This is a genomic window from Enterococcus viikkiensis (genome assembly GCF_005405345.1).
Lineage (GTDB): Bacteria > Bacillota > Bacilli > Lactobacillales > Enterococcaceae > Enterococcus_A > Enterococcus_A viikkiensis.
This window is the reverse complement of the sequence record NZ_BJDW01000011.1, coordinates 81859-97187: the sequence shown is the minus strand read 5'-3', so window position 1 is coordinate 97187 and position 15329 is coordinate 81859. Positions and strand designations below refer to the sequence as shown.

Genomic DNA, 15329 nt, shown 5'->3' with positions numbered 1-15329 from the left:
CTACAAAAAAACCGCTATATATCAAGCGTTACAGCGGTTTTTCGAGTGATTATCGTTACACAATTCGGGAATGCAGGTTAAAAGCGACCTTATTTTCTGAAAGAAAATAAATACATTAATAAGAAAAAGGATGTCAGTTCCACTTTTTGCAGGTTATGAAGGAAAGGCATCTGATAAGTTTGTAACTAAAAAAAAGTAGATAGAGCATAGTGGAATGATATACGGCTTGAAAATCGACCTTATTTTCTGAAAGAAAATAAATACATTAATAAGAAAAAGGAGATCACATGAAAGAAGCTTTTGAATTAGTATCAGTGGATCAAAAAACAACGCTTCACGGTTGGCATTGGAGCTGTCCAACACCATGGGCTGTGTTGCAAATCACCCATGGGATGGCTGAACATATTTTGAGATATGACGAATTGGCAACCTATTTGAATACTCTGGGGATCGCGGTGATTGGCCATGATCATTTAGGTCATGGGAAGTCTATCCAACAGCAACCGCAAGGTTATTTCTATGATGAACAGACACCGTTTGGCTTAATCAAAGATTTGTATCAGGTGACTGAATGGGGAAAAATCCGCTATCCTGATCTGCCTTTGTTTGTCTTAGGACACAGCATGGGTTCTTTTGTTTTACGAAATTATTTATTTGATCACGGCGAGGAAATTGACGGTGCGATTTTGATGGGGACTGGGCAGCAACCCCTTTGGCTGACGCAAATGGGACGGCAAACGGCTAAAATTTTAAGTCGCTTTCAAGGTGAAATGCACCCCAGCAAGTTGATTGATCGCATGGCTTTTGGCAACATGAACCGTAAGATTTCGAACCGTCGAACAGATAAAGATTGGCTGTCGAGTGTGCCAGAGGAGGTCGATGCCTATTTGTTGGATCATGACTGTGGGTTCCTTTTTACGTTAAATGGTTATCATGAACTTTTTTCGATGATTATTCGAAGCCAAGACTCTACCCAAATGAAGAAGGTTCCTAAAAATTTACCGCTGCTTTTTTTATCTGGAAAAGAAGATCCAGTGGGGGATTTTGGCAAAGGTATAATGAAGGCAGCTCAAGCCTATCAAAAGGCCGGATCAACAAAAATTACGGTTAAACTCTATGAAAATGCTCGTCATGAAATTTTGAATGAACGCCAGAAGCAAATTGTTTTTCGAGATATTTGCAAATGGATGGAAAAATTTTCGGATAAATGATACTATTGTAAAAATTTATTTGATCGAGGGATTTTATGAAAGCAGAATTTTTGATTGATTACTGCCAGCAAAAAGAATGGCAAGTAGAAGAAGGGCATCGCCAATCACCAATTGATATTCAAACGAGCCAGATAGAAACGAATCAAGAACTTGGAGAAGTGCAGGTAGCCTTTACAGACAACACAGCTACCTTTTTGAACAACGGTCAAAATCTGCAGTTGTTAAATGCAGGAGAAGCCTGTTTAAATAAGCGCGTGTTTCATTTTGTTCAAGTTCATTTTCACGCAGATGCGGAACATCAAATTAATGGTGAAAAATTTCCCTTGGAAGGACATTTTCTTTTTCAAGCAGTCAATGGACAGCAGGCGGTTATCGGCGTCTTGTATCAGCTAGGGGCACATAATTCTGACTTCGAACAAGTCCTTAACCAATACGATTGCCAGCAAGGTGAGGGAGAATTCTCAACTGATGGTCTGATTCCTGAAGATAAAAGCTATTATCATTATATCGGTTCATTGACCACCCCACCATTGACAGAAGGCGTGGAATGGTATGTCATGGAGCATCGCTTAGAAGTATCAGCAGAACAACTGAAGCGTTTTGTTGCAATTCATGGGAAAAATAATCGTGATTGCCAAACCTTACATCAACGAAAAGTATTGCATTATCAAGCATAAAAGCCGTTTTCCAATATTGGAAAACGGCTTTTTTACTGTAATGTAAGAAGGCTTATGCTACCTCTCTTATTTTTCCCGGCCGTGAAGTGATCTTGGCTTGTGTTTGACTTGTGGTTCCAACTCAGCGATCAATTTATTCATAATGTGATCGAATTGCTCCTTTTCCTCGTGGGTCAAGGCTTCTAAAACAATCGGACGAAAGTCGTCACTTTGTTGGGCGGCGACTTTACCGCGACTCGTTAAATGGATGTTCATCACTCGTTTATCCGCTTCGGATTTCTCTCGTGTGATGTATTCTTTTTTTTCTAACTTGCGAATCATCTCTGAGGCGGATTGAGGCCGCATATCTAACTGGTTGACTAAGTCTTTTTGTGTAATCGTCCCATGATTGCGAATAATAGTTAAAATCTGTCCTTGTCCGCGGTTGCGATTCTCAAATTTAATCGGTCCGCGTGAATTTTCCCGAAAGAATTGTGTGAATAAACTGTTTAGCTCCATATATTTATTGGTTAGGGCAATATTTAATTCCTGGTCATCCATTCGTTTGCTCCTTCAAGTTCATCTTCAAACCCTATTTTATCAGGTTACCGAAATAATTCAATTTGTAAATGAATTGAAAGAGACGGGCGAATTAATTATTTTTATGTGTTCGCTTGTGGGATGCAGGTCAGGCTATGCTTGGATTAGAACAGCCTCCAGGTTAGTCACTTTCTTTATTTAAAAATGCCTTTTTGAATAGTCATTTTATTTTTTTAAATGGTGTCAAAATGAATAAAAAACAGAAATGGATGTATTGTATTTTCTATTTAACTATTCAATAAAAGAATAATTTAAAATTTTGACAATGTAAAAGAACACGTAGCAACAATTATTTTGAAAAAATGTAAAAATTTTTTTGTGTAAAATAGAATAATAAGAATCTTTTCAGCAAAAATTTATTTACTATTGATTACGAAGTCTTCAGTAAGGCGTAATTTGAAAGTGGGGGAAAGCGAGATGGATTTTCGTGATTTATTGAGTCCAAGTACCAAACGTCATTTACAATTAGTCGAAGCGATTTATTATAGCCCTGATGGTGCAGCCTCTAGTGATCAGTTGCTAGGCGTACTGGCCTGTTCAATGACTTCCTTATTGAAGGATGTCAAATCGATCAATGAGCGACAGTCGAATTTGCAGATTATAAAATACAAAGGATTGTACTGGTTGAAAACAACCCAGCATGCTAATATTCGTTCGCTTTACAGTGATATTTTGGCTAATTCGTTTGAATACAAATTAATTGAAGAACTGCTTTACGAGGAGTCTCATGGGATTGTTACGATGGCTGAACAAATGTTTACCAGCTCTTCTAACGTACAACGTTATCTAAAACGAATCGGGAAGGTGTTTAAGAAGATTGGGATTCGTTTGTGCCACCGCCCCTTGAGGTTAGAGGGCGATGAACTGCTGATTCGTGAATTTTATCATAGTTATTTCAGTGAAAAAGAATCGGGTTTTGAGATCCGTTTTCCTAAACTAACTGAGAACCAGCTACTGACCGTCTCGAAGATGATTCTGAATTTTCTAGAGATCAACGAGTATCGAGATCGTTATTTATTTCAAAAGGACGCGGTCTTTCGGGCGATCATTAGCTTATGGCGGATAAAAAATGGTCATAGTTTCCCGCAGTCAGAACTGAGGAGCAATTGTCTGAAATTCCCTACGATCGAAGGTTTGACCGCTTTTAAGGAAATGGTGACGGAGGTGTTTTCGCTTGAGGTGACAGATGACGTGTTCCGAGATATTAATTGGCGCTCTTTTTCCGATGCGTGTGTCTTGAATGATACTCACCAGACGCAGGCTGTTGCGGAAAATCGAAAATATGGTGAAATGTTTGAGGGGCATCGTTTTCTAGTGAGGCAATTTAATGAGCTGATGGCTCATGCCCTCAATCCATCCATGATTGATGAAATTGCTCGGATTTTGACTGTTTACTTCTATCCTTTTTATAAGAAAAAAGAACTGATCATTGATTTGAGAAACCCACGAAAACGTTTCATTGAGGAATTGTCAAAGGATTATACTAGTACGACGGCAAAGGTCTTTAGACTTGTTCGGGACTTTATTGAGGCGTATTCATTTGTTCCTAAGGAGGCGGTGGACTATTATGTCTATTTGTTGGTGACCTTGGTGAAGGGTAGCGCGGACATCATCGAGTTACAGAACCGGAAGCTGCATTTTCTGTTTATTGGAGATGTGATGCGTTTGGAGGAACAACATTTAATGGAATATATTCGCCAAAGTTGTCACGGCAACTTTGAGCTGCATCAATTTGAGTATCGGAATCATGATGATGTTGATTTTTGGCAGGAGATTAAGAAATACGACGGGCTGATCACGACTTGTTTGGTGAAGAATGTGCCGGATCGTTTTCCGGTAGCGGTGATCGATGCGTTGCTACCTGTTCAGATTATTCATAAAGTGCAAGGCTTAATCGAAACTTGTTTGAGTGATAAAATAGACGAAGGGAAATTCATTTTTTTCTTGCGTGAGGAGAAAATTGATTTACTACGTTTAAGTGAATAGTGATGGGTATAAGGATGACAGCTGACAGGGCGCTCATCCTTTTTTGAATCCTTAACTGAATAGGCCGAGCGGGATTATTTCTCAAGTATAATGGTTATGTTAAGCTTAACTTATCAATCGATAAACAAAAAATAAATCTGGGGGGAATAAGCATGATTTCTTGGTTAAAAATAGGTGGTGTCGCAGCAGTCTCCTTTTTGGTGTTAGATTTTTTTTGGCTGTTAGTATTGGCGCGGAAAATGTATCAACAATATCTGGGAAATTTAATGGGGCAAACGAGGTTTGGTCCAGCAGCAATTTTTTATCTGATTTATTTATTAGGAATATTGTTTTTTGTCATTAATCCTGCCTTGGAAAAAAATAGTTTGTTGTATGCGATCGCCGCAGGAGGCTTTTTAGGCCTGCTGTGCTACGGCACTTACGATCTGACCAATTTAGCTACGATCGCTAATTGGCCGATCCGAGTAACAGTGGTGGATCTAATTTGGGGAACCTCTGTAACGGCAGCGGTCTCAGGAATGACCGTCTTTGTTGCTCAGCATTTTAATTGGAGGTAATTGGGATGGAGATGACACAAGTGAATCAATCAATCGATCCAAAAAAATTACGTTTGGCTTTTCAACAAGGGGCGCTTCAACTGATCCAGCATAAGCAGCGATTGAATCAGATTAATGTATTCCCTGTTTCAGACGGGGATACCGGTAGTAACTTGGCTTCTTTAATGCAGGCGATCTTGGAAGAAACGACAGATGAAAGTCAGACGGTGATTGAAGTTTTTGAAAAAGTCGCTGATGCCTCGCTGATTGGTGCTCGCGGGAATTCTGGGATTATTTTCGCACAATATTTTAATGGTATTTACAATCATCTATTAAAGTTAGAAGAAACTGACTCAGTCAAAAGCTTCTTAGAAAGTGTGAAAGTCGCCATCACCGAAGCTTATCAGGCAATCGAACGGCCGGTAGAAGGCACGATTATTACGGTAATTCGTTCATGGGCGGAAGCTTTAAGTAATGGTGAACCCAATTTAGAAAATTTATTGTCAAACGCCTTACTAACAGCTAAAACCGCATTGGAAAATACGCCAAATCAACTAAAGGTCTTAAAAAAGAACCAAGTAGTAGATGCTGGCGCGCAAGGTTTTTATTTTTTCATTGAGGGCTTTACGCATGCATTTGTGGCAAAAAATGATTTGCAGCCAGAAGTGAAGCAACAAAAAATCACACTTGACTATAGCAAAGAGAATCATGCCCATGTAACGGAGCCTACTGAACGCTATTGTACAGAAATTTTATTGGATCAGGTTCAATTATCAAAGCATGACTTGCAGGAACAGTTGAAAGATTTCGGCGATTCCCTAGTGATAGCGGTGAACAGGGGAAAAGCTCGTATTCATATTCACACAAACAAACCGGCTGAAGTCTTGGCGTATTTAAGCATAGTTGGTCAACCGATTCAGCAAAAGGCCGACGATATGCTGCTACAATATCAAGTAAATAAGCAAAGAAAAGCGCCAATTGCTTTAGTAACCGATTCTATCGCCGATTTACCAGCAGAATATTTGTTAAATAACCAAATCCATGTGCTACCGATGAATATTTTGATTGGCGAAACGAGTTATATTGACAAAATCACGATTCAAAGCGATCAGTTTTTAGCAATGGATCAGCGAACAGCAGCTACTAGTTCACAACCAACTTTGAAAACGGTGGAAAATCTTTTTTCATTTTTGGAAACACGCTATGAAGCAATTTTAGTGATCACTGTCGCTGGCAAGCTCAGTGGAACCTTTCATACCGTTAAAGAAGCGGCGAAACGCAGAAGCGGAACCCGCATTGAAGTCGTCGATTCTCATCAAAATTCTGCGGCACAGGGTTTGCTAGTCATGGCGGCGAATGAATGGATTCAAGCAGGACGATCCTTTGATGAAATCGTTGCAGCCGTTTTAACGAAAAGAGATCAGATGAATATCTTAGTTAGTGTCGATGACCTGAATCCTATGATTCAGTCAGGGAGGATCCCTCAAGTTGTTGGACGGCTGGCTAAGACAGTCAACTTGAAGCCAATCGTTAGCTTAGATCCTTTAGGGGAAGGCAAACTAAGTAATTTTGCTTTTAGCCAGGCGGGAAATGAAAAGAAAATTTTGACCGAAGTGGTTAAAGCAAATGAAGAAAAGGTAATCAAGCGTTATGCGCTGATTCATGCCGACGAGCTGGCGAAGGCACAGCGTTGGGGTCAAGAATTACAAAATAAGCTAGGCTTTGCACCAAGCTTTATCACCGACGTTTCCACCGTGGTGGCTATGAGTGCTGGTGGTGGCAGCGTGGCGGTAGCTTATGAATTGGAAGAGGGAGAGGTGAACTAATGGTCGCGATTATTCTGATTATTTTGTTTCTTTATTTTACCGTTTTGTTTTTTATTGCTCAAACACTGCATAATAACTCCATCGTTGATATCGCTTGGGGAATCGGTTTTGTACTGGTCGCTGTGACGGGATTTTTATTGATGCCAGAAAAAACGACAGCGGCTTTTTGGGTGTTGGGATTAGTGACGATCTGGGGCTTGCGGCTCTTTTTCCACTTAGCCAAACGCAATATTGGTAAACCAGAAGATTATCGCTACGTCAATATGCGAAAACGCTGGGGGAATCACTTTGCGAAGCTAAAGGCTTTCTTGAACGTTTTTGTTTTACAGGGTGTTTTGTTAAGTATCGTTGCATTACCGATTTTTTTGACGATGACGAGTAGTAATGACGCGTTTCATTGGTGGAATAGCTTAGGTATACTTGTTTGGCTAGTGGGCTTTGGTTTTGAAACGATTGGGGATTACCAGTTGACGTTGTTCAAAAAAAATTCCAATAATCAAGGCAAACTGTTAACTACGGGGCTTTGGTCGTTGACCCGGCATCCTAACTATTTTGGGGAGGCCCTTAGCTGGTGGGGGATTTTTCTGATCAGTTTGACGCAATGGCGCAATCTTTGGGGGATCATTGGTCCAGTCACGATCACGTTATTATTGCTGTTCGTTTCAGGAGTGCCCTTACTAGAAAAGAAAAACCGGAAAAAAGCTGGTTATCGTGAGTATGCGAACCAAACACCAAAATTCTTGCCTTTTTTTGGGAAAAAGGGTTTATAGAAAAGGTGTAGAAGAGATCAATCATATTTTTCAACTATAATAAAGAAACGGGATTGTGAAAGTCTTTTGTTGACTTGTCACAATCCTTTTTTGTCAATTGTTTGGTGTGAAACGATTTCTAGTTAATCAGACGACTGCTTGCTTTTCCGCCCCTTTATTCTGTGCAGATGCACAACTAAAGTTGTAAATCTACCAATTTTATTTGGAAAGTAAATTGGTAGAATGGAAACGTAAACAAAAAAAGGAGATGTTTCACATGGCAACTGTTGTTATACCGTGGTATGCGGCAATTATTGGTTTACTTTTCGCAATTTTTTTGATTTTAAGAAAAATGAATCCGGTTTATTCGTTGTTTTTAGGGGCAATCGTAGGTTGTTTAATCGGGGGTGCTTCTCTAAGTGATACAGTAAATATATTGATTAGTGGTACACAAAGTATCATGGGAACAGCCATCCGAGTATTGGCAGCCGGAATGTTAGCGGGTGTGATGATGGAGTCTGGCGCAGCCGAATCAATTGCTCAGGCAATTGTTAGCAAGCTGGGAGCCAATAAAGCAATATTGTCTTTAGCGTTGTCTACGATGGTCATTACGGCAGTAGGGGTTTTTATTCCTGTAGCCGTTCTGATTGTAGCGCCGATCGCTCTTTCGGTAGGGAAACAGACTGGAATAAGTAAGTTGGCTTTATTGACTGCTTTGTCTGGTGGCGGAAAAGCGGGAAACATTATTTCTCCGAATCCCAACACGATTGCAGCAGCCAATGGTTTCAAGCTGGATTTGAGTAGTGTGATGATTGCCGGTTTTATTCCAGCTGTTTTTGGGTTGATTACAGCTGTTGTGATTGCTGGTTTGATCAAAAAGAAGGGTGCAATGGTTCAAGATAGTGATATTGGCAAAGAAGAAAAAAAAGAACTGTTGCCCTTAAGTAAGGCATTGATTGCTCCGGTACTATCGATCGTTCTATTATTGATTAATCCAATCGGAACAATGTTGCATATTCAATTGTTGGCAGACATAAAGGTTGATGCGATGTATATTTTACCTTTTGCTTCAATCGTAGGAACGATTGCAATGGGTCGTGCACATCAAATCCGTGAATACTCGAAAGCGGGAATTTATCGTGTGACGGATACCGTATTGATTTTAATTGGTGCGGGAGCGATTGCGGGATTGATTTCAGTCTCTGATCTTTCGAAACAAGTTGTTCATTTGATTTCTATTACAGGAATCTCTGGGACATTCTTAGCACCTATCTCTGGGATTTTGATGGGATTAGCGGTAGGTTCGACTTCGACCGCAGTAATTTTAGCGACAGGATCATTTGGCCACGCAATTTTAGCAACCGGGACATCTTCAGTAGCTGCAGCGGTCATGGTTCATACTGGTGCAACTGTCATTGATAGTGTTCCTCAAGGAAACTATTTTCATATTACTGCCAACAGCATGCATATGTCGATCAAAGAACGGATGAAAGTTATTCCTTACGAAATGTGTATTGGTGGTGTAATGACAATTGTTGCTACGATTTTATACGGATTTATATTAAAATAATGAAATCAAAATGGTTTCTAAGCAGAAGCAAGGGGAATAATGATGAAAAAAACTTTTGTATTAGCTCCAGATTCATTTAAAGAAAGTATGAGTGCCAAAACAGCTTGTGAAGCAATGGCGCGTGGCATCCGAAAAGTCTTGCCTGAAGCGGAAATTATCCAAGTTCCAATGGCTGATGGAGGCGAAGGAACGGTCGATGCCCTAGTTGATGGAAGTCAAGGAACGATGGTTGATGTAGAAGTTTCCGGACCGATCCCGTCAGAAAAAGTAAAAACCTATTTTGGATTATTGGCTGATAAAAAAACCGCAGTAATGGAAATGGCAAAAGCCAATGGAATCGAATTATTGAGCAAAGAAAAACGTAATCCATTGCTCACGTCTACTTATGGGACTGGGGAAATGATCTTAGCAGCTTTAGACCAGGGCGTGGAAAAGATTATCATTGGGATTGGCGGTAGCGTGACCAATGATGGGGGTGCTGGGATGGCACAAGCACTCGGCGCACATTTTTTAGATAAAGCTGGTCATGAATTAGCGGTCGGAGGTGGCTCGCTGGGAAAACTAGCAAAAATCGATTTGAGTGATCTGGACCCACGAGTAAAAGATACGGAAATAATTATCGCAAGCGATGTGACCAATCCATTAGTTGGACCCAAAGGTGCCTCCCAAGTGTTTGGACCACAAAAAGGAGCCACTAAGGAGATGGTGGACGAATTGGATAAAAATCTCACTCATTATGCAACGATTATCGAACAAGATTTGGGAATTGATATCGTAGATCGCCCCGGTGCGGGAGCAGCAGGTGGATTGGGTGCAGGGTTATTGGTATTTACGGAAGCGAGTATGCAGTCAGGTGTGAATATTGTAACTGAGTTGACTCATCTAGCCGAAAAAATTAGTCAAGCCGACTATGTTTTTACTGGAGAGGGCGGCATGGACTTTCAAACAAAGTTTGGTAAAGCGCCTTATGGTGTCGCAAAAATTGCAAAAAAATATGACAAGCCCGTCTTCGCTTGCGCTGGTTATATCGGAGAACAGGTGGAAGTTCTTTACGAAGAAGGAATGACTGCGATTTTTGGTATTTTAGCAAAAGCCAGTACGCTGGATGAAGCGTTACTGTCAGGTGAAGAAAATTTAATGCGAACGGTTGAAAATATTACACGCGTGTTAATTACTAAGTAAAGTTGAATTCATTGTCATTTGCACAAAGTTCGTTACACTATTAGTACAATAAGTATGTTTAGGATGGATGGATGATGAGCACGTTGTTGACAAAGGAACAAGCGAATATGATCGTTCAAAAATTGATGTCGGATATTCCTTATAACATCAATATCATGAATGAACAGGGTTATATCATTGCGAGTGGGAAGGAACAACGAATCGGGGAACGACATCGGGGCGCGGAACGAGCAATTGCCCAAAGAAAAATGGTTGAAGTGTTCAAAGATACATCGCTGGAAAAAAGAGGGACCAACGAACCGATTTTATTGAATGGTGAACTATTGGGGGTAGTGGGAATTTCCGGAGAACCTGATGAAGTTCGCCCCTTCACCAAACTAGTGAAATCAATCGTACTCCTACTTGTCGAAGAACTGAATGAATTTAGTAAAAAAGAGAAAAAACTACGTCAACGCACCAATTTCTTAAACGAGCTTTTAAATGCAAAGGGTTATTACAGTGAGGCATTGATGACAAGTGCGATAGAAGACTACGGAGTTAATTTGCTACGAGCGAACCGATGTATATTGTCGACCAAACAAGAAGTATTGAGAAAATATTTTCCATTGCATGAAATTTTTGAATGGCATGGAAGGTATATCACCTTTATTGATGCCGAGCTGGAGGTAGCGCCAGAAGAATCAGAGATGCTGATTATCAGTGAAGAAAAAATGAACGTGGGACAATTAATAAGAGATGTAGAGAATACGTTTAAGTATCTTTATTTCTTTCAGCAACCGGCTAATCAACCGATCTTCACAAGCGATCACTATTTTGCTCGACTGTTTGACTTTCCAATTGAAATCGATCGGCAATTAATCAGAAAAGTAACGGATATTTATGGCGAGTATTACGATACGTTGATTTGCTTTGCTAATAATAGCACTAATGTGAAGGCAGGGGCAGAACAACTGCATATTCATCGGAATACGTTGAATTATAGGATTGAACGCATTCATGAATTGACGCAGAAAGATCCGCGGATCTGGTCGGATCTATGGACACTGTTGTATCATTTTGCTTATTGTTTTGTTCAGAATTTTGAATGAAAAAGCAACCCTACGAAAATGCAAGGGGTTTTAAAAATAAGAATTTCGACTCTGTGTAACCAAAGAATGATGGATAAATACTTTCAAAGCGATGACAGAATGAATGAAGTTCTGTCATCACTTTTTTGTTATCCTAATGTGATTAGTCAAGTTGGTTTGGACGATGCCTTTTTTTTGGAGTGCACTTTCGAGAAATAAAAGGATGAGTGAACAAGAAAATTACTTTTTCATGCGTCACGCTCCTATCTCACAAAGCGATTTTGTAGAAAAATATGTTCGAACCGATAGAAAATTAATCTAATGAAACAAAACTAGCGAGACATGAAACAGCAGGCTTCACTGCTTTTACGGAATAAAATGCATGTCCTTCATGTTTTTCGATTTCTTCTCTTGATGCGTTTGAAAACGCTCGTGGATCAACATCGGCTTTTTCTGTCATTTTTTTACTTTGTTATGGCTCGTTACTGGATCATAGAATACGCGCATTGTACGCTGAGTTTTTTGTTGAAACAACCAGTGTGCATATCTCACGATTGCTCAAAAACTGCCTGCGTTTTGGATTTTGTTTCTTATTAAAGTTTTCAGTTGTGGCTAAACCTGATCTTTCAAGTCACTGAGAATCGTTCAAAATGAGCACCCAAACATCTATGTTCTTTGGCTCAGGACTAAAAACATATCGAATGGCGTGGTAATGGCAAGCGGAAGCATTTTTTACCAAACCAAAAACTGTCAATGAAGTATATTGTCGACTTCATTATGTACCGTTCTAACCAATCATAGATGCCGGAGATTTTTTCTACATATATCCACAGGCTTCCTTCCAAGTCATCCAAAAGTGGATACCGCCGGTGGAATCGACCCAACGATTGGGGTTATAATTTTCAGCTAAGCCCCATTCGCCTGTCCGATAAATAAAGTTAGCATCGACATAGGAAATTGCCTCGTTGTAAGAAGTCTTTGTAAATTTATCCTTGATCGATAACACCTTAGCTTTGTCGCAACGACAGGTGGTGTTAGTAGCTGATGAACGGCGGGCATCGACCGGAACTAGAAGCTGAACGATCCGATAATTCAAGCACTCCTTGTAAGCAATGAAGGCTCCTTCTTCAGGGCAATGCATCGCAAAATACTGCGTCTGCTCATCATAGCGGACATCAGTTAAATCGGCGGTTTCAAGCATGGCGGAAAAAAGATTCGCGCCGGAAATGTCTGCACCTCGCAAATTGCAGTGTTGAAAATTGGTTCCTTGTAGATCGGCATTTTTTAAAATTGCTTCTGAAAAATCACAGTCAATACACAAACAATTGCTTAGGTCGGCACCAGTCAAATCCGCATTGGAAAAAGCAACTTGCTTAAACGTCAGATGATGAAAATTGGCATTTTGTAGCTTACGAAAAGCATAATCGTGATTTTTAAGTCCGTCCGTCATCGTCCCCGCATCCTTTCTGATGGTACCTCGCTTTATTTTAGCATCCTAGCCAGTTGGACGCTATGCTATGAGCATTATTCACCAAGCTCGATCCAGTAGACTTGAACCCATTCGCCATCTGTATGAAGAAATTCCCGTTCTAACACACCGCCAGCGCTGAGGATCGTTTTTCGGGAGGCGATGTTGTTTTTAGTACAAGTAATCATGACTTTTTCTAAGCCGATGGAGTTGCAAAAAAGCAACCCTCGGCGAAGCATTTCGCCGGCGTAGCCCTTTTGCCGTTCACTTGGTCGAACCCCATAACCGATATGGCCGCCATAATTTCGTAGAAAATCATTTAGAAAATGACGAATATTAATGATACCGACGATTTTTTGATCTTCTGTTCGAACCGCTAGGAAGGTCGTTGCGGTCACCCAGTCAGGGTTGATGATCGTCGGATCGGACGCGGCTGCTATACGTTCTAGCCAATCATCATAATTGGGGCTTTCCTCAAGTAACGAAGCGCCGTGCAGATGTTCTTCACCAATTTCACGATGTTCCTGCACATAATCCAAAAGCTGCTTTTCGTGTTCTTTAGTAGGTAAAACCAGTGTAAGCTTGTTCATTATTCGTCAGCTCCTTACGCTAAAAGTTGTTTTTTATTGTATCACAAAAAAAGAGTGGAGAGAACGCGGTGGTATAAAGGGGCGGTGGAAGGTCTTTGATAACGTATTTTAAAAATCCATAGAAAAATACGAACTCTTTAATGCGAAGAACAAAAACACATCCGAATCCCAAACAGGACTCGGATGTATTTATTCGCTATAAATATTGATGACGTTATACCAGTGATGGGCATCATAGTCCGTATAGCGATCAGGAGAAAAGCCTGATAGTGCATAGCCTAAAAGGATCAATAAAAGCCCACCGCTAATTAAATAGGTAGCGACTTTTGGCAATAATAATTTACTTTTCATACTTGTACGACCTTTCTTTGGAAAATATTTCGCCGGATCAACCGCATCAAATTTTGATGCATATTGATGAAGACCGCGCTGAATTTATAAGTCAGCCACATACATAAAAGTCCGCCGCCAAACAGCAACATGCCGACACCGAGTTGAGTAATGCCCATGAAAATAGAATCAAAAAGGACGAAAGGACTGGTCAACGCAGCGGCCACACCGCCAATGATCGTACCGGCTGCCAAACAGGTGCCCGTAAAAGGAATACACCAGATCAAAAGATCGATGCTGAATAAAATCAGAAACCCTGCTAACGCCAAGCTACCCCAAAGTGGAAAGCCGATGATCAATAACGTAATCCATAGCCAATTCAATTTGCGGGGGACGCGAACCTCTGTAGGAATACCTGCCGCTTCATAAGCAAGCTGCTGGGGATCACCTAATTTAGCGACCGCTTGTTTTTCGGAATAGCCATCTTCCATCAAGTCTAAAATCATTTCATCGTAGTATTCGATCAGGCGATGGACTTCGCTGGGGCGAACCTCATAGGCTAAATAATTGCTTAATTCTTTGATAAATTCTACTCGATTCATACTTCAATACTCCTTCTGATAAATTGATGTATTGCTTCAACATCCTGCCATTCCTGTAAAAATTTTTGAATACTGGCGATCCCCAGGTCCGTTAGGTGGTAATACTTTCGCAAACGTCCGTTATGAATCTTTGAATACGTAGTCACCTGTTTATTTGTCTCTAACCGTTTTAAAATCGGATAGAGGGTCGATTCAGTAATCTCGATATGGGAATGGATATCCTTGACGATTTGATAGCCATAGGAATCATGCTCGACTAGTGACGCCAAGATGCAATACTCAATCAAGCCCTTTTTCAATTGGCTATCCATGAACAACACCTCTCTATGCCTTATACTATACATTACATAGTATGGGATGTCTATCAGACTTGCGCCCTATTTATAAAAAAAGAGAATCGCTCGCGATTCTCTTTTTGGGTAGCGATTTATTTAGTCCACTGATTTTTTTATCTCTTTGCATCAATTTCTTTCAATGCCTGTTCCGGTACTTGCTCACGATGGACTTCTTCATAGGTTTCGATATGAGCGCCTTTGTTGGATAATTTTAAGTAGCGATCGGTTTTCAATTCTGAGAGTCCGTTGAATTGGATCGTGCGGGTGTTGCCGTTTTTATCAGCGGCTAATTGTTCGTAGCTCGCGGTACCGTAGCCATTGACAGACTGAGGTGTCGTTGTTTTCACGTAAAGCTCACTTTTTGGAACGAGGGGATTAAGTTGATCTAAGAGTGCTGCGACTTCGCTAGAAGAATTCTTCGAGTAAATGGATGCTCCGAATAATAAAATGAATACTCCTGCAAATAGTCCGATTAGTTTTTTTATCATAGTCAAATTACCTTTCCTTTCAAACTTTCTATATACAGACTATCAATTTTAATAACGGATAAAATCAGCCGAAAGACCTATCTAGACCTAACAAAAATGTCACTTGGAAGTTATTTTAACTAGGTGGGACAGA

Annotated in this window: 16 protein-coding genes; 9 read left to right on the top strand and 7 right to left on the bottom strand. The window is 40.4% G+C overall.

From position 1 onward, the window contains the following. Nucleotides 1–287: 287 nt before the first annotated feature. The gene (locus FFM67_RS07630) at nt 288–1211 is read left to right on the top strand and encodes an alpha/beta fold hydrolase (protein WP_137613978.1); all 924 of its coding nucleotides are present in this window, start codon (nt 288–290) and stop codon (nt 1209–1211) included. Between the two features lie 35 nt (nt 1212–1246). Then, nucleotides 1247–1888: a carbonic anhydrase family protein gene (locus FFM67_RS07625; protein WP_137613977.1), complete on the top strand. Its 642-nt coding sequence runs from the start codon at nt 1247–1249 to the stop codon at nt 1886–1888. Nucleotides 1889–1954: 66 nt separating this feature from the next. Here the strand turns inward: FFM67_RS07625 and FFM67_RS07620 are convergent, their stop codons facing one another. Next, nucleotides 1955–2428, bottom strand: coding sequence for a MarR family winged helix-turn-helix transcriptional regulator (locus FFM67_RS07620; protein ID WP_137613976.1), 474 nt, complete (start codon nt 2426–2428; stop codon nt 1955–1957). A gap of 456 nt (nt 2429–2884) precedes the next feature. On the opposite strand from FFM67_RS07620, the gene FFM67_RS07615 reads away from it, so the two are divergent. The 7 genes from FFM67_RS07615 to FFM67_RS07585 all read left to right on the top strand — a co-directional run bounded on the left by FFM67_RS07615 (nt 2885) and on the right by FFM67_RS07585 (nt 11404). After that, nucleotides 2885–4453, top strand: coding sequence for an AcpB/EbpR/MafR family transcriptional regulator (locus tag FFM67_RS07615; protein WP_137613975.1), 1569 nt, complete (start codon nt 2885–2887; stop codon nt 4451–4453). Between the two features lie 152 nt (nt 4454–4605). Next, nucleotides 4606–5010, top strand: a complete 405-nt coding sequence (locus tag FFM67_RS07610; protein ID WP_137613974.1) for a DUF2177 family protein — start codon at nt 4606–4608, stop codon at nt 5008–5010. A 5-nt stretch (nt 5011–5015) separates the two neighbouring features. Beyond that, nucleotides 5016–6815 carry a DAK2 domain-containing protein gene (locus FFM67_RS07605; RefSeq protein WP_137613973.1) on the top strand — a complete coding sequence of 600 codons (1800 nt, stop codon included), beginning with the start codon at nt 5016–5018 and terminating at the stop codon, nt 6813–6815. After that, entirely contained in the window at nt 6815–7585 is a 771-nt protein-coding gene (locus tag FFM67_RS07600) for a DUF1295 domain-containing protein (protein ID WP_137613972.1), read from the top strand. The genes FFM67_RS07605 and FFM67_RS07600 overlap by 1 nt, the downstream gene beginning before the upstream one ends. A 214-nt stretch (nt 7586–7799) precedes the next feature. Further along, nucleotides 7800–9134, top strand: a complete 1335-nt coding sequence (locus tag FFM67_RS07595; protein ID WP_281279100.1) for a GntP family permease — start codon at nt 7800–7802, stop codon at nt 9132–9134. A gap of 42 nt (nt 9135–9176) precedes the next feature. Next, nucleotides 9177–10316: a glycerate kinase family protein gene (locus FFM67_RS07590; RefSeq protein WP_137613971.1), complete on the top strand. Its 1140-nt coding sequence runs from the start codon at nt 9177–9179 to the stop codon at nt 10314–10316. A gap of 74 nt (nt 10317–10390) precedes the next feature. Continuing rightward, nucleotides 10391–11404, top strand: coding sequence for a CdaR family transcriptional regulator (locus FFM67_RS07585; protein WP_137613970.1), 1014 nt, complete (start codon nt 10391–10393; stop codon nt 11402–11404). A 796-nt stretch (nt 11405–12200) separates the two neighbouring features. Here the strand turns inward: FFM67_RS07585 and FFM67_RS07580 are convergent. From FFM67_RS07580 to FFM67_RS07560, 6 genes are all read right to left on the bottom strand, one after another. After that, complete coding sequence (locus FFM67_RS07580) at nt 12201–12833, bottom strand: pentapeptide repeat-containing protein (protein ID WP_137613969.1); 633 nt, start codon at nt 12831–12833, stop codon at nt 12201–12203. A 74-nt stretch (nt 12834–12907) separates the two neighbouring features. Further along, nucleotides 12908–13441, bottom strand: a complete 534-nt coding sequence (locus FFM67_RS07575; RefSeq protein WP_137613968.1) for a GNAT family N-acetyltransferase — start codon at nt 13439–13441, stop codon at nt 12908–12910. 189 nt (nt 13442–13630) lie between these two features. After that, the gene (locus FFM67_RS12265; protein ID WP_170178008.1) at nt 13631–13792 is read right to left on the bottom strand and encodes a hypothetical protein; all 162 of its coding nucleotides are present in this window, start codon (nt 13790–13792) and stop codon (nt 13631–13633) included. After that, nucleotides 13789–14373, bottom strand: coding sequence for a DUF1700 domain-containing protein (locus tag FFM67_RS07570; RefSeq protein ID WP_137613967.1), 585 nt, complete (start codon nt 14371–14373; stop codon nt 13789–13791). Before FFM67_RS07570 ends, FFM67_RS12265 begins: the two co-directional genes overlap by 4 nt. After that, entirely contained in the window at nt 14370–14684 is a 315-nt protein-coding gene (locus FFM67_RS07565) for a PadR family transcriptional regulator (protein WP_137613966.1), read from the bottom strand. The genes FFM67_RS07570 and FFM67_RS07565 overlap by 4 nt, the downstream gene beginning before the upstream one ends. 137 nt (nt 14685–14821) lie before the next feature. After that, on the bottom strand, nt 14822–15196 hold the full coding sequence (locus FFM67_RS07560; protein WP_137613965.1) for a YxeA family protein: 375 nt from the start codon (nt 15194–15196) through the stop codon (nt 14822–14824). Nucleotides 15197–15329: the final 133 nt, after the last annotated feature.

Coding starts and splice junctions, on each gene's coding strand:
- FFM67_RS07630 (WP_137613978.1), top strand. CDS start 288: ATGAAAGAAGCTTTTGAATTAGTATCAGTGGATCAAAAAACAACGCTT.
- FFM67_RS07625 (WP_137613977.1), top strand. CDS start 1,247: ATGAAAGCAGAATTTTTGATTGATTACTGCCAGCAAAAAGAATGGCAA.
- FFM67_RS07620 (WP_137613976.1), bottom strand. CDS start 2,428: ATGGATGACCAGGAATTAAATATTGCCCTAACCAATAAATATATGGAG.
- FFM67_RS07615 (WP_137613975.1), top strand. CDS start 2,885: ATGGATTTTCGTGATTTATTGAGTCCAAGTACCAAACGTCATTTACAA.
- FFM67_RS07610 (WP_137613974.1), top strand. CDS start 4,606: ATGATTTCTTGGTTAAAAATAGGTGGTGTCGCAGCAGTCTCCTTTTTG.
- FFM67_RS07605 (WP_137613973.1), top strand. CDS start 5,016: ATGGAGATGACACAAGTGAATCAATCAATCGATCCAAAAAAATTACGT.
- FFM67_RS07600 (WP_137613972.1), top strand. CDS start 6,815: ATGGTCGCGATTATTCTGATTATTTTGTTTCTTTATTTTACCGTTTTG.
- FFM67_RS07590 (WP_137613971.1), top strand. CDS start 9,177: ATGAAAAAAACTTTTGTATTAGCTCCAGATTCATTTAAAGAAAGTATG.
- FFM67_RS07585 (WP_137613970.1), top strand. CDS start 10,391: ATGAGCACGTTGTTGACAAAGGAACAAGCGAATATGATCGTTCAAAAA.
- FFM67_RS07580 (WP_137613969.1), bottom strand. CDS start 12,833: ATGACGGACGGACTTAAAAATCACGATTATGCTTTTCGTAAGCTACAA.
- FFM67_RS07575 (WP_137613968.1), bottom strand. CDS start 13,441: ATGAACAAGCTTACACTGGTTTTACCTACTAAAGAACACGAAAAGCAG.
- FFM67_RS12265 (WP_170178008.1), bottom strand. CDS start 13,792: ATGAAAAGTAAATTATTATTGCCAAAAGTCGCTACCTATTTAATTAGC.
- FFM67_RS07570 (WP_137613967.1), bottom strand. CDS start 14,373: ATGAATCGAGTAGAATTTATCAAAGAATTAAGCAATTATTTAGCCTAT.
- FFM67_RS07565 (WP_137613966.1), bottom strand. CDS start 14,684: ATGGATAGCCAATTGAAAAAGGGCTTGATTGAGTATTGCATCTTGGCG.
- FFM67_RS07560 (WP_137613965.1), bottom strand. CDS start 15,196: ATGATAAAAAAACTAATCGGACTATTTGCAGGAGTATTCATTTTATTA.